General features: G+C 28.1%; 21 protein-coding genes, 1 tRNA gene and 1 pseudogene. 15 read left to right on the forward strand and 8 right to left on the reverse strand.

Annotated elements, in window-relative coordinates; all coding sequences use genetic code 4:
• The first annotated feature begins 187 nt into the window (after window positions 1-187).
• From rplJ to ACW95P_RS01920, 3 genes are all read left to right on the forward strand, one after another.
• Window positions 188-694 carry a 50S ribosomal protein L10 gene (rplJ, locus tag ACW95P_RS01910; protein WP_457961554.1) on the forward strand — a complete coding sequence of 169 codons (507 nt, stop codon included), beginning with the start codon at window positions 188-190 and terminating at the stop codon, window positions 692-694.
• A gap of 59 nt (window positions 695-753) precedes the next feature.
• Entirely contained in the window at window positions 754-1,125 is a 372-nt protein-coding gene (gene rplL / locus ACW95P_RS01915) for a 50S ribosomal protein L7/L12 (RefSeq protein ID WP_457961555.1), read from the forward strand.
• A gap of 353 nt (window positions 1,126-1,478) precedes the next feature.
• Window positions 1,479-2,297 (forward strand): hypothetical protein, encoded by an 819-nt coding sequence (locus ACW95P_RS01920; protein WP_457961556.1) that lies wholly within the window; start codon window positions 1,479-1,481, stop codon window positions 2,295-2,297.
• Window positions 2,298-2,441: 144 nt separating this feature from the next.
• Here the strand turns inward: ACW95P_RS01920 and ACW95P_RS01925 are convergent.
• Window positions 2,442-2,540, reverse strand: a pseudogene (locus ACW95P_RS01925) (IS3 family transposase); the annotation flags it as partial.
• A gap of 1,106 nt (window positions 2,541-3,646) precedes the next feature.
• Here ACW95P_RS01925 and ACW95P_RS01930 point away from each other — a divergent pair.
• From ACW95P_RS01930 to ACW95P_RS01940, 3 genes are read left to right on the forward strand one after another with little or no spacing between them, the layout of a single operon-like run.
• The gene (locus ACW95P_RS01930) at window positions 3,647-4,612 is read left to right on the forward strand and encodes a hypothetical protein (protein ID WP_457961557.1); all 966 of its coding nucleotides are present in this window, start codon (window positions 3,647-3,649) and stop codon (window positions 4,610-4,612) included.
• Window positions 4,603-5,601, forward strand: coding sequence for a S8 family serine peptidase (locus ACW95P_RS01935; protein WP_457961558.1), 999 nt, complete (start codon window positions 4,603-4,605; stop codon window positions 5,599-5,601). The genes ACW95P_RS01930 and ACW95P_RS01935 overlap by 10 nt, the downstream gene beginning before the upstream one ends.
• Window positions 5,588-6,307, forward strand: a complete 720-nt coding sequence (locus tag ACW95P_RS01940) for a hypothetical protein (RefSeq protein ID WP_457961559.1) — start codon at window positions 5,588-5,590, stop codon at window positions 6,305-6,307. The genes ACW95P_RS01935 and ACW95P_RS01940 overlap by 14 nt, the downstream gene beginning before the upstream one ends.
• Before the next feature lie 897 nt (window positions 6,308-7,204).
• Here ACW95P_RS01940 and ACW95P_RS01945 read toward each other — a convergent pair.
• Window positions 7,205-7,951: a potassium channel family protein gene (locus ACW95P_RS01945; RefSeq protein ID WP_457961560.1), complete on the reverse strand. Its 747-nt coding sequence runs from the start codon at window positions 7,949-7,951 to the stop codon at window positions 7,205-7,207.
• A gap of 218 nt (window positions 7,952-8,169) precedes the next feature.
• Between ACW95P_RS01945 and ACW95P_RS01950 the strand changes: the two genes are divergently transcribed.
• Entirely contained in the window at window positions 8,170-9,663 is a 1,494-nt protein-coding gene (locus ACW95P_RS01950; RefSeq protein WP_457961561.1) for a potassium transporter TrkG, read from the forward strand.
• A 77-nt stretch (window positions 9,664-9,740) separates the two neighbouring features.
• Here ACW95P_RS01950 and ACW95P_RS01955 read toward each other — a convergent pair whose 3' ends face one another.
• Window positions 9,741-10,052 (reverse strand): thioredoxin family protein, encoded by a 312-nt coding sequence (locus tag ACW95P_RS01955; RefSeq protein WP_457961562.1) that lies wholly within the window; start codon window positions 10,050-10,052, stop codon window positions 9,741-9,743.
• A 184-nt stretch (window positions 10,053-10,236) separates the two neighbouring features.
• On the opposite strand from ACW95P_RS01955, the gene ACW95P_RS01960 reads away from it, so the two are divergent.
• The 4 genes from ACW95P_RS01960 to ACW95P_RS01975 all read left to right on the forward strand — a co-directional run bounded on the left by ACW95P_RS01960 (window position 10,237) and on the right by ACW95P_RS01975 (window position 16,834).
• Window positions 10,237-11,760 (forward strand): phospholipase D-like domain-containing protein, encoded by a 1,524-nt coding sequence (locus tag ACW95P_RS01960; protein WP_457961563.1) that lies wholly within the window; start codon window positions 10,237-10,239, stop codon window positions 11,758-11,760.
• Window positions 11,761-12,023: 263 nt separating this feature from the next.
• Complete coding sequence (locus ACW95P_RS01965; protein ID WP_457961564.1) at window positions 12,024-15,458, forward strand: hypothetical protein; 3,435 nt, start codon at window positions 12,024-12,026, stop codon at window positions 15,456-15,458.
• Window positions 15,459-15,618: 160 nt separating this feature from the next.
• Window positions 15,619-16,716, forward strand: coding sequence for a redox-regulated ATPase YchF (gene ychF / locus ACW95P_RS01970; RefSeq protein ID WP_457961565.1), 1,098 nt, complete (start codon window positions 15,619-15,621; stop codon window positions 16,714-16,716).
• Window positions 16,717-16,760: 44 nt separating this feature from the next.
• Window positions 16,761-16,834, forward strand: a tRNA-Trp gene (locus ACW95P_RS01975).
• 218 nt (window positions 16,835-17,052) lie between these two features.
• Here the strand turns inward: ACW95P_RS01975 and tuf are convergent.
• The 4 genes from tuf to ACW95P_RS01995 form a co-directional block, all read right to left on the reverse strand.
• Window positions 17,053-18,243, reverse strand: a complete 1,191-nt coding sequence (gene tuf / locus ACW95P_RS01980; RefSeq protein WP_457961566.1) for an elongation factor Tu — start codon at window positions 18,241-18,243, stop codon at window positions 17,053-17,055.
• A gap of 293 nt (window positions 18,244-18,536) precedes the next feature.
• On the reverse strand, window positions 18,537-19,400 hold the full coding sequence (locus ACW95P_RS01985; protein WP_457961567.1) for a bifunctional 5,10-methylenetetrahydrofolate dehydrogenase/5,10-methenyltetrahydrofolate cyclohydrolase: 864 nt from the start codon (window positions 19,398-19,400) through the stop codon (window positions 18,537-18,539).
• Window positions 19,390-21,873, reverse strand: coding sequence for a valine--tRNA ligase (locus tag ACW95P_RS01990; protein ID WP_457961568.1), 2,484 nt, complete (start codon window positions 21,871-21,873; stop codon window positions 19,390-19,392). The genes ACW95P_RS01985 and ACW95P_RS01990 overlap by 11 nt, the downstream gene beginning before the upstream one ends.
• A 44-nt stretch (window positions 21,874-21,917) precedes the next feature.
• Entirely contained in the window at window positions 21,918-22,844 is a 927-nt protein-coding gene (locus tag ACW95P_RS01995) for a hypothetical protein (protein WP_457961569.1), read from the reverse strand.
• A 347-nt stretch (window positions 22,845-23,191) separates the two neighbouring features.
• Here ACW95P_RS01995 and infC point away from each other — a divergent pair, with 347 nt between their 5' ends.
• From infC to ACW95P_RS02015, 4 genes are read left to right on the forward strand one after another with little or no spacing between them, the layout of a single operon-like run.
• The gene (gene infC, locus ACW95P_RS02000; RefSeq protein WP_457961638.1) at window positions 23,192-23,770 is read left to right on the forward strand and encodes a translation initiation factor IF-3; all 579 of its coding nucleotides are present in this window, start codon (window positions 23,192-23,194) and stop codon (window positions 23,768-23,770) included.
• A 20-nt stretch (window positions 23,771-23,790) separates the two neighbouring features.
• Window positions 23,791-23,979: a 50S ribosomal protein L35 gene (gene rpmI / locus ACW95P_RS02005; protein WP_457961570.1), complete on the forward strand. Its 189-nt coding sequence runs from the start codon at window positions 23,791-23,793 to the stop codon at window positions 23,977-23,979.
• Between the two features lie 18 nt (window positions 23,980-23,997).
• On the forward strand, window positions 23,998-24,351 hold the full coding sequence (gene rplT, locus ACW95P_RS02010; RefSeq protein WP_457961571.1) for a 50S ribosomal protein L20: 354 nt from the start codon (window positions 23,998-24,000) through the stop codon (window positions 24,349-24,351).
• Window positions 24,352-24,408: 57 nt separating this feature from the next.
• Window positions 24,409-24,819 (forward strand): hypothetical protein, encoded by a 411-nt coding sequence (locus tag ACW95P_RS02015; RefSeq protein WP_457961572.1) that lies wholly within the window; start codon window positions 24,409-24,411, stop codon window positions 24,817-24,819.
• Between the two features lie 55 nt (window positions 24,820-24,874).
• Here the strand turns inward: ACW95P_RS02015 and ACW95P_RS02020 are convergent, their stop codons facing one another.
• On the reverse strand, window positions 24,875-26,275 hold the full coding sequence (locus tag ACW95P_RS02020) for an MSC_0618 family F1-like ATPase beta subunit (RefSeq protein ID WP_457961573.1): 1,401 nt from the start codon (window positions 26,273-26,275) through the stop codon (window positions 24,875-24,877).

Here is a 26,275-nt window from a genome sequence, read left to right on the forward strand (position 1 = left end):
TTAAACAATGTTTTGCAAAAATATTTTATTTTTTGTTATAATTAACGCGCAATATATGTAGAGACAATAACGGCAAAATAGCTTAATTATGTTATTTAATGTATAGTTCTTGAAATAGTTAAAGAAATTATATTTCTTTATATATTGCATATTAATAATTAAATTTAACCTAAGTAAAGGAGAGCTAATGAAAACAAGCGCACCTAGAAAGCTTAAAGAAGCTAAAGTTGTTGAAATTAAAAATGCTCTAACAGCAGCTTCAGGGCTTGTAATTGCTGAATATCGTGGTTTAAAAGTCAGTGAACTAGAAAACCTACGTAAAGAATTAAAAAGTGCTGGTGTAAAAACTAAAGTTTACAAAAATCGTTTAGTAAAGTTAGCTGTTGCCGATTTAAACTTAGAAGGATTAAACGAAGTTTTAGTTGGTCCTAATATGTTTTTATTTAATGGCGCTGATGATTTAGCTGCTGCTAAAATAGTTGCTAAATTCGCTAAAAAACATAAAGAAGTTGTGATCAAAGGTGGAATTTACGAAGCTAAATTCGCTTCAGCTTCTGATGTTGAAAAAATTGCTACATTACCAAGTTATGAAGAAGCATTGACAATTCTTGCAACTTCATTGTTAGCACCAGTTCGTCAAGTAGCTGTTGGACTTAACATGCTAGTTGAAGAAAACAAACTACCAGCAGAATAATTGCTGAAAAAAGTTATTTAATTAACAATTTCATTTTTAAAAATATTAAGGAGATAAAAATGGCTAAATTAACTAAAGAAAGCTTTATTGAAGCTTTAAAAGAAATGAACATTAAAGAAGTTATGGAACTTGTTGAAGGGATGAAAGAAGAATTCGGAATTGACCCTTCAGCAGTTGCTGTAGCAGCTGCTCCAGCAGCAGAAGGTGGAGCTGAAGAAAAATCTTCAGTAACTGTAACCTTAAAAGGTGATGGTGGAAACAAAGTTGCTGTTATTAAGGCAGTTAAAGAATTATTAAATTTAGGATTAATGGATGCAAAAAAATTAGTAGACTCAATCCCTGCAACAGTTAAAGAAAATGTTTCACCAGCTGAAGCTGAAGAGATCAAAAAAACTCTTGAAGCTGCAGGTGCTGAAGTTTCTGTTGATTAATAATTACTAATCAATACTTGCTTTAAAATTACAAACTAAATAATGAAAATCCTTATTAGCGTTGAAATAAGGATTTTTTTACATAAAAAATTGCTTTTTTAAGGCATAAATATATAATTTTAATTATTTGAAAATTTAGTAAGTGTCAGTTAATTTTAGGAAAGGAGTTTATGAAACCTTTTAGTAGTATCAAACGCATTAATTTACTATGGTTTTTTTGAGTTCCTAGTTTATTATTAACAATTTTTGCTTTTCAATGAGTTAACTTAATTATTTCTTTTTTAATGTTTATTTGAATTTTTATTTTAGTATTTACAAGTGCGAAATTACTATTTTATTTTTACAATTATTATTTGTATGTACGTTTAAATCAATATAGCATGGTAATGATGCTTGCGATTTTACCATTTTTAATGTTATTTGTGCAACCGCAACTGCGTTCTATGGATCAAAATTTAAGAGTGTATTCTGGAGCTGTTTACGCTTTTAAAGCAAAACGCTGATTAAACTTAATAAGTGTATTTTTAGCAACATTAATTACTGGAATTATGGCTTTATATTTCTTTTTTCAAATTGCTAATGCCGGATTTGCCTTTGCTCAAAAAATTTTAGGCACAATTCAAAAATTGGAAGAATTAGATTGAAAAAATCTTTTTGAACTAAAAAATCCTATCTCTAAAGAAACGGGCGAACCAATTTCAAATGAAGAGTTTTTAGAGATTTTACGCCAACAATTAGCTGGTTTAGATGCAATACAATTACAACAATTTTTTAAAGAGTTTTTTACTGATAAATTTATTTATGAAGTTTTAACAGCTTTAATGCAAAAAGATTTATTAGCAACATTAATTCCAAAAGGAACTGATTTTAAAGCTATTCCCGCAGAAATTTTAAATATTTTTTTAGCAACACTACCAATTTTAATTTTCTGACTAATTGCTGCAGCCACAACATTGATTGCTATTTTAATTACATTAATTGTATTAATTTTAATTATTTTTACAGCATCAGGCTTATTAATGCGTAGTATTTGCATCCGTGATAATAAATATACTATTGCCAAATTCTTTTTTCCTCAACTAGCTTATGCACACATCCATGCCCAAAAAAGTTTTTTTCAAAAATCAACAAAAGATGAGCATAAACCTGCTTCAATTCAACAAATCTTTTAGCTCCAAAATCTCAAGCAACTAATTAAAGAAAATACTAAATAATCCAGGATAAATAAACTAAGTTTTTTTCAATGGCATGCAACCCAAAAGTTGTACTTAATATTTTAAGTTTTTGAATAATTCTTAAATTCAACAAGGGTCATTTTATTTTATTTTATTTAATTTAATTGATATTCTTTCATTGTTGTAATATTCAATATATTTTTTAATTGCCTTAATTAAATTATTAACGCCTTTAAATTCATGTTCGTACCATTAAACATTTCGGTTTTTAAGATTCAAAAAAGTTTTCTATAATTATATTATCAAGGCAATTTCCTTTCTAGAAATAGATTGAATAATGTCTTTATTTTCTAATGTATCTTGTGATATTTTTTCATTTGATATTGTTAGCCTTGATCTGAGTGAAAAATTAAACTTTTTAAATTTTTAAATGGAATAAAAGCTTTATTTAACATTTGTTATAATTGATCATAATTTTGAGTTTTGGAAATTACATAAGAAATTATTTGGTAGTATGTAAATCCATAATTGGAGAAAGAAATAATTTATCACCATTTAGTGTAAATTGTGTGATATCAGTAACCCACTTTTGATTAGACTTTGTGGTTAAAAATTTCTCATTCTTTTGTTTTTTTCTTTAGCTTTTTGTTTCTAATCATTTACTCGTAGAGCAAGCAAGTGATTAGGAAAAATTTTGTTTTCTTTTTTAGAATAAAATTTGTATTTAGCTTTTCATTTTCTAGCACAACAACCCCATTAAATTCATTAATCTTTAAACTTTTTTAGCGTTACCTTTTTTTACTTAATTATGCATGAATTCTACGATAATCGTATCTTCCATGATGTTTTTAAAAATGATTAGAATTTCTTTTTTGACCTTTTCATTTTTATCATAATTTAGTCTAGAAGCCCGATAGTAATAAACTGATTTGGCAATTTTAGTAGTTTTTATCAAAAATTTTAGTTGGTAATTTATTCCTAATTGAATAATGATATTTATTTTTTGTTTTGTTGTTAATTTAAATGTAAAAATACACCTCTTAGTTTTTTTTGTCCAACTTTTGGGGCGCACTGCATAAAACAAAATAAAAATTTTAATAATCTATTTTTTATTTAACTTTTAGATTTATATTTTTAACTTATATATTAATATCAATTTTTAACTAAGTTTTAATATTGGTTAATAAATTTAAAAAATAATAAAGAAGCAAAAAATGTAAATTATTTTTAAATATTTATTTTTAATTTGGTTTATTTTAAATATATTGCAAGAAATATGACCCTTTATAAAAAAATATTTTTTTTTTGCTCTATAATTATTTTTAAATACTGTTAAAAAGGAAAAAATGAAAATAAATAAAAAAATAAAAAAATATTTATCATTACTCGGAATTATTGTAGTACCTATATTTTATATTACAACAGTTTCTTCGATGATGAGTTTTTCTAAAAAAGAAGATAGACAAATTGAAAATAGCGAATTAAATGAAAATAAAATAATAAAAAGAAAGATTAATAAAAAAACAAACTATTCATTAAATTTATATGGACAAATTAAACAAAAAAAAGAAGAAATAAATCAAATTAAAATTTTGCTAAATTATGAAGTAGAAAATAATGATTCTATTGATGGAGATGTTAGTTTTTTTACAAGTAAAAATTCATATTTTTTAAATTTAATTTTACCATTGTTAAAAAATGTAAAATCTTATGAAATCAGTAGGTTAACACCTGTTGTTTGGATCGATTTTAATGATTCAAGTTTTGATGAAAAAAATTTTAAAACAATTTCTAATTTACAATTTATTTTAAAAGTTACTTATTTTAAAGAAAAAAAAGAAAATTTAGAAAAAATAAATACATTTTGATTAAAAGAAAATAATCCTAATGAAAAATTTATAGCTTTTTGAGATCCTAAATTAAGTGAATTACCTGATGGATACATGCCATCCAAAAACGAAATGATGACATTTTTTAGTAGTAATTGAAATATAGAACATTTAGAAAAGATAAATTTTTTAAAACAAAGAAAAAAAGAAAATGATCAAATTAATTATTTTAATTATTTATCATCAATTGGAAGAATAGGTATTTTAGAAGCTGCGAATGGGTATGTAGAAAAAAGTGGATTATTTAGAAAAAAATATGTGAATACTTTTTTAAAAGAAAAAAATAATTACACAAATCACGCTAATTTAGTAGCTTCTATAGCAGGAAGTCCTAGAGGAGTGGATAGATATACAGCAATATTTTCTGCAGGTTTTACAAGAACTAATTCTGATTGACAAAAAAACTTGAGTGAATGGTTATAGAACATAATGTAAGGGTTATTAATCACAGTTATGGCTCTAATGATTTAGATAATCAAGTCGATTATGATGATTCATCTTTTTTTATTGATTATTTAGCTAGTAAGTATGGTGTTATAAATGTTTTTGCAGCTGGTAATGGTCATGCTAAACCGAAAGAAAGGGATGAATGAATTGACAGCACTTTATTATCTTTTAACTCGATTGTTGTTGGATCAGCTGATGCAAAAAATAACAAAGATTATTATCCTTCACTTTTTTCAAATAGAAAAAAATTTGGAAAGTATAAAGATTTACCTAAACCATTAGTAGTTGCTCCTGGAGAAGGATATCGTTATAATCAAAATGATTTTTTAGATAAAGGTACTAGTTATGCAGCTCCTATTGTTACTGGAACAATTAATGTTTTATTGAGAGAAAATTCAAATTTAAATAATGAAAATAGAGTTCAATCTATAAAAGCTATTTTAGCCGCATCAGGACAAGAAAGTATTAATAATTTTTCTGATAAAACTAATATAAATTCTAATGGATTAAATAATGCTGTTGGCGCGGGAATGATAAATTACGAAGAAATGCAAAAAGCTGCAAATAATTTAGTTAATGTAGATACCAAAAATAAAGAGAACGGAAAAATTTATGAGTCTAAACCAATAAGTTTAAAAAATGGAGAAACAATTCAAATTGCTTCCGCTTGGTTATTTAATGCACTTGATAAACCTAATTTAAAAAATGGAAGTTTTTGAAATAATTTTTTAAAAAATGAAAATCATAAATTTTTTACAGACTATGATTTACATTTAGAACTAAAAAATGAATTAGGTAAATGAATTCAAGTTAAATACATTAATGTTATTCACTCAAATGTTGAATTTATTAGATTTAAATCAGAAAAAAATGCAGAATATAGAATTTTAATTAAAAAATATAGTAATAAAAATGATGAAAATTCAAACATAGATAAATTGGCGGTAACTTATGTTAAAAAATAAAATAAGATTTAAATATTTATTAATTGGAATCGGATTATTTTCAATAATTTTAGTACCAACCTTAACGTCACATTATTTATCTAAAAATCAGGATTTTGATAAGATAAATTTAAAAGAGGAAACAATATTGAATAATGACTTAAATTATAGAGAAGAAGCTGAGATAAAAATTAATGAATTTAAAGAATTTGTTTTTAATTCATTTGAAGAAAAGCCACAAATTTTGGTTTCAGATTTTTGATTTATATACCCTGGTTATGAAAATTCAATGGGCATTTTTCAAAAAATATTTGATTGGAAAAACTTTATAAAAAAAATGAATAAGAAAAATAACGATATTAATAATGCAGGTGAATTATTTTTTAAAAATTTTGATTCTATATTTAATAAAAATTTTTTTAAAAAATTTAATGTTGTATATTTAATTCGAGATAAAAATTACTTTTCAGAAATGAACGGCTTAGATTCTTTAAATTTTAAAAAAAACAAAATTTATTTAAATTATATCAAAGGTGAAAAAATTTTAGGAAGAGCGGACATGCCTAAACCTGCTATTGATTTTGATGAAGAAATTTATTTTGCAATTATTCCTAAAATACCAACGAATACAAAAATTGAATTAAATATTATTTCTGATATGGGAGATTATACTAATTATAGAAAAAACATGCCTATAAAAACTTTTTTTAAGTCTGAATTAGCATAAAAAGAAAAATGAATTGAAAAAAATATTCATTAAAGGTTGTGTTTGTTTACTTATTTATGTTATTAATCTATGATTCAACTATGATAATGATTTAAAAATATTTTTTTGTCAAAAGTTATTTCTTTTTAAAATGTAAATGATTACAATAAAAATAGTATTATTATATTAAATATTTTATGATGACTTTAAATTTTTAGTTTAATAATTTATATTTTGGCATTATAGTAGATTAGTGCTTATGTCTCATTATTTATTTAATTATTAATTCATTTAATTATTGCATTAGGATTTTAAATTTTTATTTCAATAATTAAAATATTTATCTATATATTTATTTGTTGAAAATATTTAGTAAAAAAATATTAGCAACATTTTCATTGAGATTTTATTTTTTTAAAAGGCTGTGATTAATAAAGAAAAAACAAAATTCTTATAAAGAAAGTTATTGCTTTAAAGCTAATTTATGACGCTTTTTAATAAATTTTTTTGTAGTTACCGCAACTGTAAACTTATTGTAATTTTGTTTTTAGTAAAATTATTAAATTTGCATACAAAACAGAAATTTAAAAGCAAATTAATTTAAACATTATGGGAATGTCCATGGCTTGACAAGCCATCAAGAGCATCACGGCTTATTTTTTAATCTCTATGATTATTTTAATATGAATGGAATTTACATGTCATGAAATTGATATCAAAGATAAAAATACAAAATGTGTAAAAACTCTTTCCGCAATATAATTATTTATAATTGTATGCTAAAAATAATTCATATATCAAACCAAATAAATAGGTTAAATTAATTTCAAAATTTTTAGTTGTCATGCTAGAAATTTTTTATATTCGCATTAAAAAATTCAAATTAATAAATCATCAAGATTTTTTGTATAGAAAAAATTATTTTTCTTGAATAAATTCTTTTCTCATTTCTTCATTATATTTGATTTCTTTGTCAATTTGTGTATTTACCATATTAAAAATATTAGTAATATCATCTATTTCGCCAATGAAAGTTACTACATCATTTTTTTGTAACAATGATGTTCCATTTGGTAAAAATGAGTAATTTTTTCTTTTAATCACAACAATTGATACCCCTCATTTATTGAAATTAATTTTTTTCAGTGGTACATCAATAAATTTAGGATTATCAATTGCAATTTTTCCAACATAAAAACCATTGCCAATTTGGGTTAACATATCAGTATACATAATATGATTGTTATTAGTAGCAATTGAAGCAGCTTTTTCTCCAGCCTCTTCTTCAGGGCGAATACTTACAGTTACTCCTAAATGTTTTAAAATCCGGCTATGTTGTTTACTTACTGAACGAGCAATAATATTTTTAACACCTAATTCAATTAATGTCGCAACAATTTCGATGTTATCACCAGTTCCTACAATTACAGTTTCGATTTCTTGAATTCCAATTGCTCTTAAGGCTTCAATATCGCTAGCATCAGCATTGTAAGCTGTAGTTACGGAGTTAGCCATCATTCGCAAAGCTTCAGCATCATTATCAACTAAAATCACTGATTTATTCAGGTTATTTAATTTATTGATTACCGCTTGACCAAAACGACCGGCTCCAATAACACAAAAATTATCATTATTTTTCTTTTTTCTCGACTCTAAAATTGCCATAAAACTCCTATTTACTAATAAGGTATTTTAATTATATCTAAATAATTATTGTTTGACTATAATAATTTTAGTTATAATTAAGCATTATGCTAGAATATAGCCACATGCAATATCGTCTACCTAACTTTCGATCATTTAATAACCGTTGTGTCAATTTTTGGCAAAGTTTTACTTTTAAATTTAAAAGAAAAATGGGGAAAATTAAATGGATTTTACTTGTGTATTTTTTAATCACAATCATTGGTTCATTATTGCTAAATTCTCGTGTTTCGCAAAAAGAAGGAGCTGATGTTTACTATGTGGATGCATTATTCACAGCTGCCTCAGCTTTTAGTGATACAGGACTAACTACTAAAGTTACTTCGAGTACTTGATCTGAATTTGGACAAGCAGTAATTTCAATTTTAATTCTAATTGGTGGTATTGGTTTTTTTGCCCTAAAAATTTATTTTATAAACTGATTATTTGGCCGCCGCTTAACAATTTTTTCGCGTGAAGTTTTAAATGTCGAACGGGGTAGTTATCAAACTGGAAAAACTAAAACTGTTGTTGTTGTTTCGATTAATATTTTATTCACTTTTATTTTAGTTTCAACAATTTTTTTAACTTTATTCTTCTATTTTTCAGATGCTAATTTCGAACCTGAGGCTAATATTAGTGAAAGTCCGCAAGGTAATTTTGGTTTAGCTTTTAAATTTGGAATATTTCATTCAATAAGTGCTTTAAATAATGCAGGATTTGATATTATGGGATCACATTCAATTGCACCATACTATCATTCATACTTTTTACAAATTTGATTAATTTTGTTATTTGTTTTTGGAGGAATTGGTTATCCAGTTATTTATGATTTATACACATTAGCGATTGCTAAGTTTTGAAAAAAAACTAAGTATCAAGTAAGTTTATTTACCAAGTTGAGTTTGTTAATGTATGCAATCGTTGCAGTCGTTGGCTTGTTATTAATTTTTTTATTTGAAGCCACCTCATTAGATCCTACAACATTCTGAAATCGCGAAGCCGGAAGTGAAATTCACTGAAATTATAGCTACGGCAGCAAGGGCGATAAAGTTATGGCTGTTTTTTTCAATGTTTTTGCTACTCGTAGCGCTGGTTTTTATACTGTTGATTTTTATAATTTTACTTCACCTTCAATTATGATTTTTACAATTATGATGTTAATTGGTGGTGCCCCTTCTTCAACTGCAGGGGGATTTAGAACTACTACAATGGCAATTATTTTCTTAGGCTTGTGATCAAAATTAACATCTAAACCAACAGTGCGAGCATTTAAACGTAAAATTTCTGATAAAAAAGTATTTGATGCTTTAATTGTCTTTTTCTTATCGCTATTACTAATTTTCTTTGGGACGCTAATTGTACATAGCTCTTCAGCAATTTATTACAACGAGGGTGGTTTAATCACATATGATGAAGTTACAAAGCTTCCTACAAACCAACTTGCACCATTAATAGAACCGATACGACAATATGAATTTATTCATGTGCTCTTTGATGTCACATCAGCCTTTGGGACAACTGGAATTTCTACCGGAATTCAACCTTATTTAAATACTGTATCGCGAATTACACTTATTTTAATTATGTTTATTGGTCAATTAGGAATTTCATCTACAATCTTGGTCTGAGCTAACAATAACAGTCGATCAATTAAATTTGATTATCCAGAAGAAGATGTTTTAATTGGTTAAAATTCATTTTTCAAAAAAGTATTAAAAAAATAGGATCACAAAGTCCTATTTTTTATTTTTATTCTTAAATTAGTTAATTATAAATATGGTTTAACAATTTCTTCAAATTTTTCAATTCCAGCATAACCCACAACTTTTTGTACGGGTTGTCCTTTGTGGAAAACAAATGTTGTTGGTGTTCCTTCAACGTGTGATTCAATTGCGAATTGACGATCTTTATCAATGTCCACTTTATAAATTGCTAGACCAGGGTGTTTTTTAGCTAATTCATCTAAAACTGGTGCTAACATTTTGCAAGGTCCACATCATGTTGCATGAAAAGTTAATAAGACTACACCTTCTGACATTTTTTCATTAGCTAAATCAGCTTTAACAACGTCTTTTACCATTGTATTTCTCCTTAAGATAAAATTCCTAGTTATTATTAAATAACTTCTAAAATGATAATATAAAATAATGCTTTTAATTAAAAAAAAGTTTAAAAAAGCATTATTTTTATTGTTTTTTGCATTTTTTTTACTTTTTTGTTAACAAAATTCCTAATTTTTGAAAAAAAAGTAAAATAATAAAACTATGAAATTGAGAAAAAAAACTTCTAAAAATCGTAAAATGATTTTAGAACCATTGGCTGTTATGTTTTTATTGGCATCAACAATCGGTGTTGCTATTGCTTTATTTTCAAATTGAAGCATTAATAAATGATTCACATTAATTCCATTATATTTTATTAATCTTATTACTAATGTGTGGTTATTTTTACAAACTCGCCCATTGGAATCGAAATTATCATGAATGTTAGTTTTGCTTATTTTCCCAATTTTTGGGCATATAATATTTTATTTAACTGGGCAAAGATTTTTAAGTCGCCAAAGTTATCATCAGTATTTTGCTAAAAATGGCCAACAATTTAGCTTAGGTAAAAAAACCACTAATGAAAAATTGTATAAAGGTGATTTTTTACTTCAAAGTTTAGAAAATATTACCAAACGCCAATTTAAAAATTTAAATTTCGATTATTATCATGAAAATATCGATTTTTTTAAGGCAGTTCTAAAACAATTGAGCAAAGCTAAAAAATTTATTCACATTGAAGTCTACATTATTCGCCGGGGTGAATTAATGGAAGAATTTTTTGAAGTTTTATCACAAAAAGTTCAAGAAGGAGTAGAAGTACGAATTATTGTTGATACAGTTGGAACTCTAGGAGCTTGAAAAGCTTTAAAAAAATTTGAAACAGCAGGAATTAAAATTGTTTATTATCAAAAAATTAATGTACCTTATAGTTTTTCTCAAGCTTTTTATCGCACGCATCGCAAAATGTTTATTATTGATGGTGAAATTGTATTTTCAGGTGGCAACAACATTGCTGATGAATACATTAGTTTCAATAAAAATTTTGGTCATTGATTAGATGCTGGTTTTTCAGTTACTGGAGATTTAGTTTTTGATTATAATGTAACATTTTTGAACAGTTGAAACAATTGCAATAAAAAAGAAATATTAAAACTTAATGAATACGGCATTGTTAATTCAAAATGAAAATATGATGGGAAAAACATCGGTTTAGTAGTCGAAGATAGTCCTGAGATAAATGACAATTTAATTGAAGATTTTTTATTGATGCTTATCGCTAACGCAAAGAAGAACATCAAAATTGCTACTCCTTATTTTATTCCTACAATTCAATTAATTAAGGCGATTAAAAGAGCGTTGCGTTCAGGCATCAAAATTGAAATTTATTTCCCTGGTAAAAAAGATCATAAAATTGTTTTTATGTCTTCAATTTATGAATTGCATAAGTTATGGCAAGAAGAAGGCTTGCATGTTTATCTTGTTAACAATTTGTTTTTACACTCTAAGTTTGCAGTAATTGATGATGAATACGGCTACATCGGAACTATGAATTTAGATTTTAGAAGTTTACATTCCCAATTAGAAATTAATACATTTGTTAAGGGAAATGCTGTGAAAGATTTGGAACGTGGTTTTGAACAATATCGTCAAATTTCTCAAACATTCGAACAATTAAAACATATCGAAAAACCAAAAAAATTTTTTACTAAGTTTTTTTTAAATATTTTTAAAGCGACTTTGTAAAAATGTATTAAAAATTAGCTAAAATTTACTCTATTATTGAATATTTTTGGTTATTTGAAATACAATTTAATTTTCATAAATTTGCTAAAAAATGTTATAATAATTTTATTTTAAATAGATAGAAAGCTTGAAATTTTGTTTAATTATTTAAATTAATGACAAATTAAACAAAATCAGGTTGGGTTTTATTGTAATTTTGTATTTTTTTAAAATATCAAAATCTTTGCCTTTATTTTCGATGTTTAAACATGGAAGGAATTAATATGAATAAAAAATTATACAAATTAACTGCATTAGGAGTTTTTGCAGCTACTCCTGTTGCATTAATCGCTTGTTCAACATCAGATGCTTCAGAAAACACCGTATCAACAACACCGTTAGTATCGAAAAGCAATGTTGAGTTCATCCCTGAAAGTAATTTAGTTAAAGTAAAAGTTAGTGGTTTGCAAGCATATGCTACAAAAAAAGTTTGAGTATTTTACAAAACCGGAGCTAATACAACTGAATATATGGGTTCTGATTTAGCTACAATCAAAAGTGATGGATCAGCTGTTCTTTACTTAGATAAATTACAACCAAATTCTACCTATGATGTTAAAGTTGAGCTTTATGAATCAGCGGAATCATCAATGCCTTTAAGCGGTGCTCCTTATATTGCTAGTGGAGCTTTTAGTACTAAAAATATTGATAATAGTAATTCAGAAGAAAATAATACACCAGTTGAACCAGTTGTCCCAACGACACCTTCAGTACTTTCAGTTTATGCAAATGTAGTTGAACCAACTAAGGTTAATGTTATAGCATTGAACTTAGATGCTTATGTTGGTAGAAAAGTTGCCGTTGAATATAAAGTAAAAAATTCACTAAGAAAATATGTGTCATTAAAAAAATTAGAATCAACAGCTGCTGAATTAGAATTTAAAGATTTGCAAGAATATAAAACTTTAACTAATGCAAAATTAATTGTTTCATATCGTGAAACTACTAATGAAGCTAATAAAGAAATCAAAGATTGAACAAGTACCGGAGCAACTTCATTAACTTGAAAAACAGTTGAACTTGGATTAAATGACACAGTTGATGCTAGTACAAATACGCCAATTCCAGCTCCAACAAGTTTAAAATTAACAGGCTTAACAGCTTCTAAAAGATATGATTTAAAATTAACTGTTGAACATACAGAGACTGTAAATGGCAAAGTAGAAACAAAAACTATTCCATTAGAAAATGGTAATTACTTAGAAGCTTTCTTTGAAACTCTAGCTACAGGTAAAGAAGCGCAAACAACATTTACTAATGATTTTTGAGATCCAAAAATGTCTGCTTTAGTTGAGGTTACTGAAGCAAATAAATCAAAAATTGTTTTTGCTTTAGAAAATTTACTGAGACAAACAGAATATTCATTTGAGTTAGTTGTGGCTGAAGAAGAAACTGTTGTTGTAGCACCTCCAACTACTGAAGCACCTGAAGCAAGTGCAACAGCTACTAATACAGCTTCTTCAACTACATTAAGTGAAGGAACAACAGAAACTACAACAACTGATTCTAGTCCAAATCCAACTCCAACTCCAACAACCACTACAAAAATTAAAAAAGTTGAGACTATTTCTACAAGCAGCTTTAATACAGGGAATTTACCAACAGTTAGTGTTGTAAGACTTAATAATGGTGCAACATTCAATTTTACTAATTTACCAGCTTCATTTTTTGGTAAAGAAGTGGTATTAAAAGCAGTCCCAATGGACTCATCTTCAACTTCAGCTTCAGTATCTTCATCGGCACCAGTTCTTGTTAATAAAGTTAATGTTGATGACAAAGGAAGTTTTTCAGCAAGTTTTAATGATGTTGATACTACAAGTGCAAATCTAAAATATCATTTATCACTTTTTGATGCTACAACAGGTGAAATATTATCATTAGATGGAATTAGCATACCTGAATTATTAGATGCAAATAAAACAAAAGAAGTTACATGAACTTCATTGTCAAATTCAAGCTTTGAATTAAAAGAAGAAACAACTGCTGCAGTTAAAGTTGGTGCGCTAGGAGCTGCTGTTGAATTATCAAATCTAAAAATTTATCAAGGCTTTAAAGTTAAAATTAAGTATGGTAGATTAATTACTAAACATACACCAGAAGAAATTTTAAAACAAGAAAATAAACATGCAGAAACTGATGCAAAAGAAGTTACTGAAAATGCAATGACATTTAATTTATTGCCATTAGTACCAGGAGCTGATTATGTTTATGCAGTTTATCTAGTAAACAACAAGGGCGAAGAGTTTTTAATTAGAACAAAAACTGCTTCTGAAGCTGAATTTAAAAATAATAGAAAATTTAAAACAAATAACGTTTTAAGATACAAAGTTTATCCAGCTTCAGCATCAGAACCTGAAACTAATTACAAAATTTCAGGAAACTCTGTAAAAGTAACAATTACAGGCGATCAAGCATCGTTTGGAACTGCATATTCTGATAAGAAATTACTAGTAATTGCTGTGCCATCAAATGGCAAAACTGTTTATGCTGCTAATTTCTTCCCTGAAGATAGTAAAGCAAAAGCGAAAGTTGCTAAATCTGCTTTAGTTTCAATCACTTCATCAGATACTGAAAAAGAATTTATTGTAAGTGGTTTAGAATCTTCAACACAATACACTTATCAAGTATTTGTTGAAGATGAACAAGCTCCTTTATTATTACCGGGAAATAATGTCTTTACATCAGGTGTGGTTCCTGCACACAATCTTTCATTTGGAGATAAAAATAAAGCCAAGTTAAAACTTACTCAATTATCAAGTTTTTCTGGTATGAAATTGAAAGTTCAGAAAGCACAAAAACCAACAGATGACACTCCAGCTTCATTTACTGATGTATCATCATCATCATCATCATACACTGTTAGCCAAGATAATGTACAAAATGGTTTAGAAGTTGAAATTGATAGTTTAACTGAAAATAAATTTGATTGATTATACAAAGTGTCATATGAAGAACCTGCAACTTCAGGAACATGAATTGATTTAATTAGTCCAACACCATTTACATTACCAAAAGCAAAAGCTGAAAAAGCAACTGTTGGCGGAGTAACTGTTAAGGTAACTGGTGGACAATTAATTTTAGGTCAAACATTAAAATTACAATATAGAAAGAAAGATGACACAACAGGATCTTATACAGATTTTACGACTAATGCACTTGTTGATGTTAATGGTGAAGCTGAATTTGTTATTCCAGCTCATACACTAAATGCTGACACAGAATACTTATACAAAGTAATGTTAGTTGAAGGTGGAGGCACATCTGCAACTGCAAAAGAATTATTAAATGTGCAAGATAGTACATTAACATTTAAAACACTTTCAAAACCGATTGTAACTATTTCTGATATTACATCATCAAGTATTAAAGTTTCAATTGTATCGCTATATGACATTGCTGGAAGAAGTGTAAAAATTAAATACAGAAAAAATACAACATCAGATACTGATTCAACGGTAGTAAGCGGCGAATGAACTGAAACAACTGCTCAAGATGTCCTTGGATCACCAGAAGCTAGTTCTAAAGTTGAGTTTGAAATTAGTGGTTTAGAAGCAAATTCAACTTATGAATTCCAAGCTGTTCTAGATAACAATGAAAACATGAATGCACAAGCAATTGAAGCTACTACTAAAACAACAACATCAACAACAAATTCTTAATACAAATTAACAAAATTTATATTAATCTCAAAAAACCTTTTGCATAAAAAGGTTTTTTTATTGTTTAAATTAGATTAAAAGGAGAAAATAAATTATTATTGATGTGATATAATTTAAAAACATTTTTTATTTTTATATTCCAAAAAAGAATTGAGGTTATATGTCATTAAAAGCTGGTATTGTGGGTTTACCTAATGTGGGTAAATCAACACTTTTCTCAGCCTTAACTTCAATCGAAGTTGAATCTGCTAATTATGCTTTTACAACGATTGAGCCAAATATTAGTATTGTAGAGCTATCTGATCATCGTTTGCATAATATTGCTCAAATTGTGAATCCTAAGCGAATTTTGCCGGCAACATTTCAGTTTGTAGATATTGCTGGTTTAGTTGAAGGAGCTTCAAAGGGTGAGGGGCTTGGAAATAAATTTTTAGCTAATATTCGTGAAGTTGATGCTATTATTCATGTAGTGCGTTGTTTTGAAAATAACGATATTGTGCATGTTGCTAACAGCATCGATCCAGTGCGTGATGCTGAAATTATTAACTTAGAATTAGTGCTTGCTGATTTATCCGTTGTTGAAAATGTTTTAAAACGGGTGGCTAAGCGAGCACAAAACACCACCGATCCCAAAGCTAAGGCTGAATATGAGTTAGCTTTAAAATTGCAAACAGCATTTTTAAATAATATTCCTGCGCGAGAATTAGACTTTAGTGAAGCGGAAAAGCAATTATTAAAAAGTTATCAATTATTAAGCATTAAGCCTTTACTTTATGTTGCAAATATTGCTCAAGATAATATTAGGGACTTAGATAATAATCATCACTATCAAAAATTACTTGCTTTAGCTAAACAACAGAATGTTTTATGCCTACCAATTTCAATTCATTTAGAGTATGAATTATCACAATTAAATGAAGCTGATAAAGCGTTATTTTTTATTGAATATGGAATAGAGTATTCAGGACTAGAAATTTTAACGCGTGAGGCTTTTAAATTGTTAAATTTAGCTACTTATTTTACAGCTGGAGTTGAAGAAGTTCGTGCTTGAACATTTAAAAAAGGCATGACTGCCCCAGAATGCGCCGGTATTATTCATACAGACTTTGAAAAAAACTTTATTAAAGCAGAAGTTATTTCTTACCCAGATTTCATTGAATTAGGTAAGGCGGCACGTGATCAAGGTAAAATGCGTTTAGAAGGTAAAACTTATTTAATGCAAGATGGCGATATTTGCGTCTTTAAAGTTGGAAAATAATATAAAAACATTTCTTAACAACTTTTGTTAAGAAATTAATTTTTAGGGATTTAGTATAATGGTAGTACAGCAGGCTCCAACCCTGCGCGTGAGGGTTCGATTCCTTTAATCCCTGCCAGATGTTAAATTAACACCAAAACTCCTATGTAAACTAGGAGTTTTTTGTTTGATTTTATTATTTAAGTCAATACTATATGTTTTATGGGTTAAAAATTTTGTTTGTAAATTGAAAGTTAATGCCAATAAAAATTATAAAAAACATCTTGCTACATATTAGCAAGATGTTAAATTATTGTGCTTAAAAATTTTCTGGGAATAAAATCTTTAAACGTTAAATTATTTAATAATTTCTGTAACTGAACCAGCACCAACAGTTCTTCCACCTTCACGGATTGAGAACTTTGTTCCTTGTTCAACAGCGATTGGAGCAATCAATTCAACAGTTAAGTTAACGTTGTCTCCTGGCATAACCATTTCTGTTCCAGCATCAAATTTAATTCCACCTGTAACATCTGTGGTTCTAAAGTAAAATTGAGGTTTGTAGTTTTGGAAGAATGGTGTATGACGTCCACCTTCTTCTTTTTTAAGTGCATAAATAGCAGCTTTAAATTGTGTATGAGGAACGATTGATTTTGGTTTAGCAATAACTTGCCCACGTTCAATATCATTACGGTCTACTCCACGCAATAATACTCCGGCGTTGTCTCCGGCCATAGCTGAGTCAAGATTTTTTCTAAACATTTCAATTCCAGTAACAACTGTTTTTTTAGGCTCTTCTTTGTATCCAACAATTTCAACTTCTTCATTAATTTTAACTTGTCCACGTTCTACTTTACCAGTAGCAACAGTTCCACGCCCTGTAATTGTAAACACGTCTTCAACAGCCATTAAGAATGGTTTATCCATTTCACGTGCTGGAGCTTCGATGTAGTTATCAACAGCGTCCATAAGTTCCATAATTTTTTCTTCTCATTTTGGATCTCCATCTAAAGCACCTTTTGCAGATCCTCTAATAACTGGTGTGTTGTCTCCATCAAAGTCGTATGAAGATAGTAATTCTCTAATTTCCATTTCAACTAGATCAACCATTTCTTCTTCACCTTCAAGCATGTCAACTTTGTTTAAGAAAACAACCATACGAGGTACTCCAACTTGTTTTGAAAGCAAAATGTGTTCTCTTGTTTGAGGCATAGGTCCGTCAGTTGCAGCAACAACTAAGATCGCCCCATCCATTTGAGCTGCTCCAGTAATCATGTTTTTAACATAGTCAGCGTGACCTGGACAGTCAACGTGTGCATAGTGTCTTTTTTCTGTATTGTATTCGATGTGAGCTGTGTTAATTGTAATTCCACGTGCTCTTTCTTCAGGAGCAGCATCGATTGAAGCATAGTCTTTAGCTTCTGATAGTCCCTTTTTAGATAGAACTGTCGCAATAGCAGCTGTTAAAGTTGTTTTACCGTGGTCAACGTGCCCGATAGTACCAATGTTAACGTGCTCTTTACTTCTGTCAAAATTTTCTTTTGCCATTATAAATCCTTTCGTCTATATTAATATATTTTAAAAATGTGTGTTTCAACGCGTTAAAACCTACCGATGTATAACCTTTCTGTTATATCCTGTCCAATAGAAACTCACAAACATAATTTAAAGCTTTTGCTTTAATTTGAAAATAGTTAATTCAACATATCTAAATTATGCTAGAAAATTGTACCACAAAATGCCAAAAAACCCTTATGTAAAATTATTACAATGATATTTTTGACAAACTTTTTTAGTATTATTTAAATTATAAATTTTTTACAAATTGTTGAAAAATATTTTTAATTTTTAACAATTTTTTTATTTTGTTTTTGCTGAATAGCAGCTTTGACAATGTTGTGCATTAATGCAATAATTGTCATTGGCCCCACACCTCCAGGAACTGGTGAGATGGCGCTAACAATTGTTACTACATCATTAAAATCAACATCGCCAGTAATTTTATTATTTCCAAGTGTGTTAATACCTACATCAATTACAACGACACCTTGTTTTACATTATTTTTTTTAACTAAATTTTGGCTTCCGGCTGCAACTACTAAAATATCAGCTTCTTCGCTTGAAGCAATCCCGGTGTTGATATTAAATGATTTGCTAATTCCGCCTTTTTGTTCGAGTAACTTCTTAATTGGCTTGCCAACTAAATTAGATTCACCAATTACATAAGTTTTTTGATTTTCTAATTTAATATTATAAAATTCTAGCAACATAATAATTCCCAAAGCTGTTGCGGGAGCGAAACTAGGTTGCTCATTATAAAATAAATCAGTGTTAATTTGACTTAAGCCATCAACATCTTTTTGAGCAGGAATTGCATTTAAAATAGTTTGGGTATGAATGTGATTAGGAAGCGGTAATTGCACAATTATGGCATCAGTTGTTGGCGCTAGTGCTGTGATTTGAGTTAATAATTCCGCTTCGTTAATCGTAGCAGGAAATTTGATAAGTCTTGCTATAATTCCCAAAGATTGAGCTTTTTTTAATTTATTAGCAATATATTTATTTGAAGCAAATAAATCACCAACTTGGACAATTGTAAAATGAATTTTAAATGGTAAACTTTGAATTTGCTTTGCTAATTTTTTAGAAATAGCTTCTGCTACTTTTTTGCCATCCAAAATTAGTGGTAAAGAATTATCTATCATTTTGTAATTTCAAATATTCAGTTAGTTTTAATCTAAATTGTTCTAATTTTTGTTGCTCTAAAGCAATTTTATCTTGTGGTGCTTTATTGACAAAGCCGGGATTTTTTAGCATTGATTCAGCACGTTTAATTTCATTTTTTAAAAATACAATTTCTTTTTCGATTCGTTGTTGTTCTTGAACTCGTAACTCTTGGGATGTAGCGATATAAAGTTGATAATTATTCAATCTAATTAAAGTATCTTGATTAATTTTAAAACGAGCATTCGCTAAATTATTAATAGTTTCTAATGGCAAATTAGCAAGTTTATCACCAATCAAGTTATATTCTAAAATTTCTTTTTTCGATAAGTTATTTGCTTCACGGAATTTTCGTAATTCAGAAACAATCGCAATTACATCATCAACATAATCGATTTGGTGATCAACTGTTGGTAAATTAAATTGAGACTCTAATAATTCAGCTTGGAATAATTCTTGATATAAATGATCAGTTAAAAATGGCATAAAAGGATGTAATAAAATTAATAAATTTTGCATTACTAATGTGGCTGCTTTTTTATTTGGCTGCGTTTTTGATAATTCTAAATACCAAGATGATAAATCACTAAAAATAAATTTTTGAATTTCTTTTCCAATAAGTGTAAATTCATACTTTTCAATGTGTTTTGCAATCACTTCCTGCAATTGACCTAATTTTTTAATAATTCAGTAATCAATATCACTAAAATCGTTGTTATCCGTTGGCATAAGATGAATATAGCGGGCAACATTTCATAATTTGTTATTAGTATTTCAGGCTGCTTCAATTTTTTGAGTTGAAAAACGAATATCTTGGCCAGGAGTTGAATTTCATAATAAAAAAGCTCGTAAAGCATCACTACCATATTGACCTATTATTTTCATTGGATCAATTCCATTCCCTAATGATTTTGACATTTTACGACCTTGTTCATCCCGAATTAAACCGTGAATTAAAACATCTTTAAATGGTATTTTATTAACGAATTTTAAACTCATAAAATACATTCTAGCAACTCAAAAGAAAATAATATCTCAGCCAGTTACTAATAATGATGTCGGAAAATAACGTTCCATTTTTTGTTGTGATTGCGGTCAATCTAAAAATACAAAAGGTGATAAAGCGGATGAAAATCAAGTGTCTAAAACATCAGGATCTTGAATTCAATCTTCACCAGGAGAATCATGCTGAACTTTTATTTCTTCGCCACGATATCAAGCGGGAATTCTATGCCCTCAAATTAATTGTCGAGAAATTGTTCAGTCATAAACCTCTTCCATCCACTTTTTAGTAACACTAGCAAATCGCTCTGGAAAAAATTTTACAGCTTCATTTGATTGTAAATTTTGCAATACTAGTCGTGCCAATGAATCCATTTTTACAAATCATTGTGGAGTAACTAAAATTTCAATTGCCACACCTGAACGTTCTGAATAACCAACATTAGAAGTTATATCCTCGACTTTAGTAATCGCTCCTTGAGTCTGCAATTTATTAAAAATTGCTTCACGAGCTGCAAAGCGTTCCAAACCACTAAATTCTGCTGTTAAATCATTTAAAAATCCATCCTTGTTAATTGTTTCGACAATTTCTAATTGATGTTTCTTGATAATATCGATATCATTAATAGCATGAGCTGAAACTTTCATAGCCCCAGTCCCGAATTCAATATCAATATAATCATCAGCAATGATGGGGATTATTTTTTGCGACAAAGGATGTTTGATTGTTTTACCTACTAAATGTTTGTAGCGTAAATCTTCAGGATGAACAGCCACAGCAACATCAGAAAATAATGTTTCTATTCTTGTTGTAGAAACAACTAAAAATTGCTCAATATCTTCAGTTAAAGGATATTTAATGTGATACATTTTTTGTTCAGTCGGTTTATTGATTACTTCAATATTTGATAAAGCTGTTTTTTGAGCTGGATCCCAGTTAACTGCTTTAACATCACGATAAATTAAACCTTGTTGATATAGTTGAATAAAAACTTTATTAACAGCCTCATTAGCTGCTTCATCTAATGTAAAACGCTGATTATCATAGTCTAGTGCTAGTCCTAATTTAGCTCATTGTTCTTGAATTACATCAGCGTATTTACGTTTTCATTCTCAAGCATATTTTAAAAAATCTGAGCGTGATAAACTAGCAACATCAATCCCTTGATTACGTAAATTTTCAGCAACTTTAGCTTGAGTAGAAATTCCAGCATGATCCATCGAAGGAACTCACATTACATCAAAACCTTGCAATTTTTTGTAGCGAATTAACGTATCTTGAATAAAAGTGTTTCAAGCATGCCCAATATGTAAAACTCCAGTCACATTAGGAGGAGGCAAAATAATTGTATAAGGTGGTTTTGCAGGATTGTGAGTTGCAAAATATTTTTTAGCAACTCATTTTTGATTTTTGCCTTGTTCAACAAGTAAGTGATCATATTTTTTGTCCATGCCAACTCTCCTCTTAAATCTAGCTTTAGTTTTATTTTAATTATTTAATAACCATTTGATTCTTTTCTAAAGATCAACGGCGAAACAATCATGTAAGAAATATAAATTACAATTGTATTAATTCAAATTTTTACAGGTGAAAAAATAATATGAGAAATAATCGCGCTTTGAAGATCATCATACAATTTAATTTGTAAATCACCCATAGCAGCAATTACTGTTGTGATTGGTTCTAAAATGGCTGAAAAAACAATAATTGGAATTACATTTAAAAAGTTTTTAGTTTTCATTTTGAAAAATCCTAAAATTATTCCTAAAATCATTGTAATTGAACCAGCACTTAATAAACCGATAAAAGCATATTTATCTTTAATTCATTTTGAATTAGCAAAAACTTCATCAACGTTTTTGATATTCAAAATTGTTCCAGAAATTAAAGAAACTGTTAACACCAAAAAAAAGATTCCACTAACTAAGTAAATTAATTTTAATTTTTTGTCTTTATCTTTTTCTTGTTTATTTTGGTTAGCTGTTAATTTAATTTGATATTTAGCAATTTTCTGTTCACGATTTACTGGGTCAATATCTAAATTAGCCTGTAATTTGGCAATTCTTTTTTGATACTTAACATCCAAATTTTCATCTGAGTAATAGCGATTAACAATTTTACGATAAAATCACACCACAATCCCAGGCACAATCCCGGTGATTATTAATGAAATGGAATAATGATAAGAAAAAATTCCTGGAACAAACAGCAATGATAAAACATCAGAAATAATTGCTGTAAAAGCGCCTAAAATTGGTCCAAAAATTAATGAAGTAATTTTAATTGGCAAACCAATGATTGAAAATCGAAAAACCGGAATAATAGCAAATGGAGCAACACGAACTCCGATGATAACAAAAACAACAGCTGTTGCTGTTAAAATTGCTAAAAATGCGATTCTTCGACTAGTTCATTTTTTCATAGTTAAAATTTCTTATAGAATTATAAACAATAATGCCTGTTATGTTAATAAAAAAACTATGTTTTTAATTTTTTTTAGTCAAAAATCATGCATTTATGTTAAAATTGCTAAGCAATAAAAAATATTGCAGAAAGCAGATTCACTTCTCACCCGATGGATTAGTTCATGGGTAAATAGCTTCAATATAAATATAATAATAATTTTTTATATATTATAAAATCTATTTTTAGTATTTATTAAGCTAATGAAAGAGAAAGTGGAACAACCACTTTTTTTATTTTATTTTTAAGGAGAAAATTATTAAGGGATTTAATGTTCAAAATGCCAGAGGTGTTAAACAAGAGCACTTAGTAAATGAAGCAATTCCGTTTCCAAAAGTTTTTGTAATTGACCAAAATAATGAAAAAATCGGAGTTATGGAAATTAATGCAGCAGTTGAATTGGCACGGGAAAGCAAAATGGATTTAGTTTTAATTTCTGTTGACAATTCTAGTGGTAAACCAAAGCCTATTACAAGGGTGATGGATTATGGAAAATTTAAATATGACCGAAAAAAACGTCAAAAAGAAGCTAAAGAGAAACAAACATTCATTCAAAATCGTGAAATTCGTTTAACACCGAGAATTAATGACAACGATATTATTACCAAAGCTAAAAAAGCGCGTGAGTTTTTATTAGAAGGTGATCGTGTTAAAGTTTCATTAAAGTTTCGTGGGCGTGAAGTAGTTCACCCTGAAATCGGGATGGCAGTTATCGAAAAGTTTTTTGAACAAGTTAAAGACATTGCAAAAATGTCAAAAGAACCAGCACAAACTGATCGTTTTTTAGATATGCATCTAGAATTAGATAAAAAGAAAAAAGCTAGTTTAGCAAAACCAGAAGCTAAAGAAGCTGAAGCAGTTGCTGCTGAAACAGAAAATGCATAATTTAGAAGGGGGAAAGCAATATGCCAAAAATGAAAACTAAATCAGCTTTAACAAAACGTATTAAAGTTACTGGAAAAAATAAAGTTAAAAGGTCACAAGCTTATCGCTCACACCTTGCACAAAATAAATCAACTAAACAAAAACGTCAATCAAGAAAATCTACTTTGATGTCGCCAGCTGATTTAAAAAGATTAAAGGGATTATACTAAGAAGGAGGATAAGAAAAGATGAGAGTTAAAGGCGGAACAGTCACAAGACAAAGACGTAAAAAATGATTAAAATTAGCAAAAGGGTACTGAGGGCACAAATCAATCGGATTTAAAGTAGCGAAACAAGCTGTTGTTAAATCATGAACTTATGCTTTTAGAGACCGTAAACAAGTTAAAAGAGACTTTAGAAAACTATGAATCGCAAGAATTAATGCTGCATGTCGTCCACAAGGAATTACATACTCACAATTAATCAACGGATTAAAACTTGCAAATGTACAAGTAAATCGTAAAATGCTATCAGAATTAGCAATTCACTACCCAGAAATTTTTACAAAAATTGTAAATCAAGCAAAAGCAGCACGCAAATAATTTATTTAAAACAATGTTTTAGGCATTGTTTTTTTATTTATTAGCTTAGGAGAAAAAATGCATAAACATACATATAAAAGTACAATTAATCGCTGAAGCTTAGTTGCTTCAGTTGTTATTTTGGTTGTTTCATTAGTTTTATTTTTAAGTTTATATTTAACTCATAACCAAATTGCTGCGCGAAATTTTGCTTTGGCTTTATTTATTAGCTTTTTAATTTTACTTTTAGTAATTACAACTTGATTTCAATTTTTGCAGCGAAAATTGAAATTTCAATTTGAAGTTAATCCTCATTTAGCAGAAATTAAAGTTAAATATCACAAACTCATTGATCGTTATTATACTAACGTTTTATATGATTATCAAGCTTTAATTGGTGCTTATACTAGAGAAATAATTCGCTATGGATTACCTATTTTAATTGGCTTAGTAATTAATTTAATTTTCGTTTTAGTTGCTGTAGTTTAATCGATATGAAAAATTAAAAAAAGCAGTTTAGTCTTAACTAAGCTGCTTTTAATAATTATGCATTTTTTTGCTGATTTTGTTCTAGTTGTTGATCGGTAGGTAAATCTAAATTAGAACCAATAAAACTAAAAATTTCTGGACTTTGGTTAATATATTGTCCTTCAATAATTCTGATGACAGATTCTACAGTATCATTTAAAGAAACGTAGCTACCTTTTTCTTTAGTAAAGGATTCAGCCATAAAAAAATTCTGAGTAAAAAAGTTTTGTAATTGCAAAGCTTTTTTAACAATAATTTTATTTTCTTCATCCAAATCATCAATTCCTAAAATTAAAATTACATCTTCCAATTCTTTATACTTTTGTAAAATACTTTTAGCAGCAATGATAGCATCAAAGTGTTTTTGGCCAATAATAGTAGGGTTAACTGAACTAGAATTAGAAGCAACGGGGTCAAAAGCGGGATAAATATTTTTAGCTAATTGCTCACGTGATAATACAAGCGAAGCATCTAGGTGCGAAAGAATTGCAACAGAAGCAGGGTCAGTAATGTCATCCATCGGTAAAAATACAGTTTCAAAAGTAGTAATTGAGCCATTGCTATTGGCATATAGTCGATGTTGAATTTCGGAAACTTCACTTTCTAATGTTGATTGATAACCACCAACAGTAGGTTTCTTGCCTAATGAAGCTGAAATTTCAGTTCCCGCTTGTACAAAACGATAAATATTATCGATAAATAGTAAAACATCTTGTTTTTCAATATCTCTTAAATATTCAGAAGCTGTAACACCAACATTAACAATGTTCATTCTTGATCCAGGATGCTCATTCATTTGCGAGATATACATTGTGGTTTGCGGCATTAAATTTGAATCTTTTAATTCTTCATATAATTCTAATCCTTCGCGCGAACGTTCTCCAGAACCAACAAAAATTGAAGAATGAATTTTTTTAAATTTTGAAGAATTAAAAATAATTTCTTTAATTAAAACAGTTTTTCCAACTCCAGCTCCACCAAAAATACCTAATTTATAACCTTTTAAAATAGGAATAAAAAAATCAATTGCTTTAATTCCGGTTTCTAAAATTTCATAAGTGTTATCAATTGTTTTTTGAACAGTTTTAACTGAATTCATCTCAACATAATGAAGTTTTTCATTTTTATTAAGTAATGAATCACCAATCACATTAAAAACATTATTTTTTGAACTAGCTCCAACAGGAACTTTTAATGTTTTTAGACTATTAACTACTTTTTGACCTATTGCAATTGGTTCTTGTGCTTCTAAAATAATTGCTGCAACGTGATTACTATCCATAATCTTTTTAATAATTAAATAAACTTTGTTATTTTCTGTGACAATAACTTGATTGATTTTAATTTTTCCAGTAGTAGAGGTATTAAAATGAATTTCAATGACATTATCTAAAATTTTAGTTACTATTCCATTCAT

It is taken from the genome of Mycoplasma pogonae, from assembly GCF_054170725.1.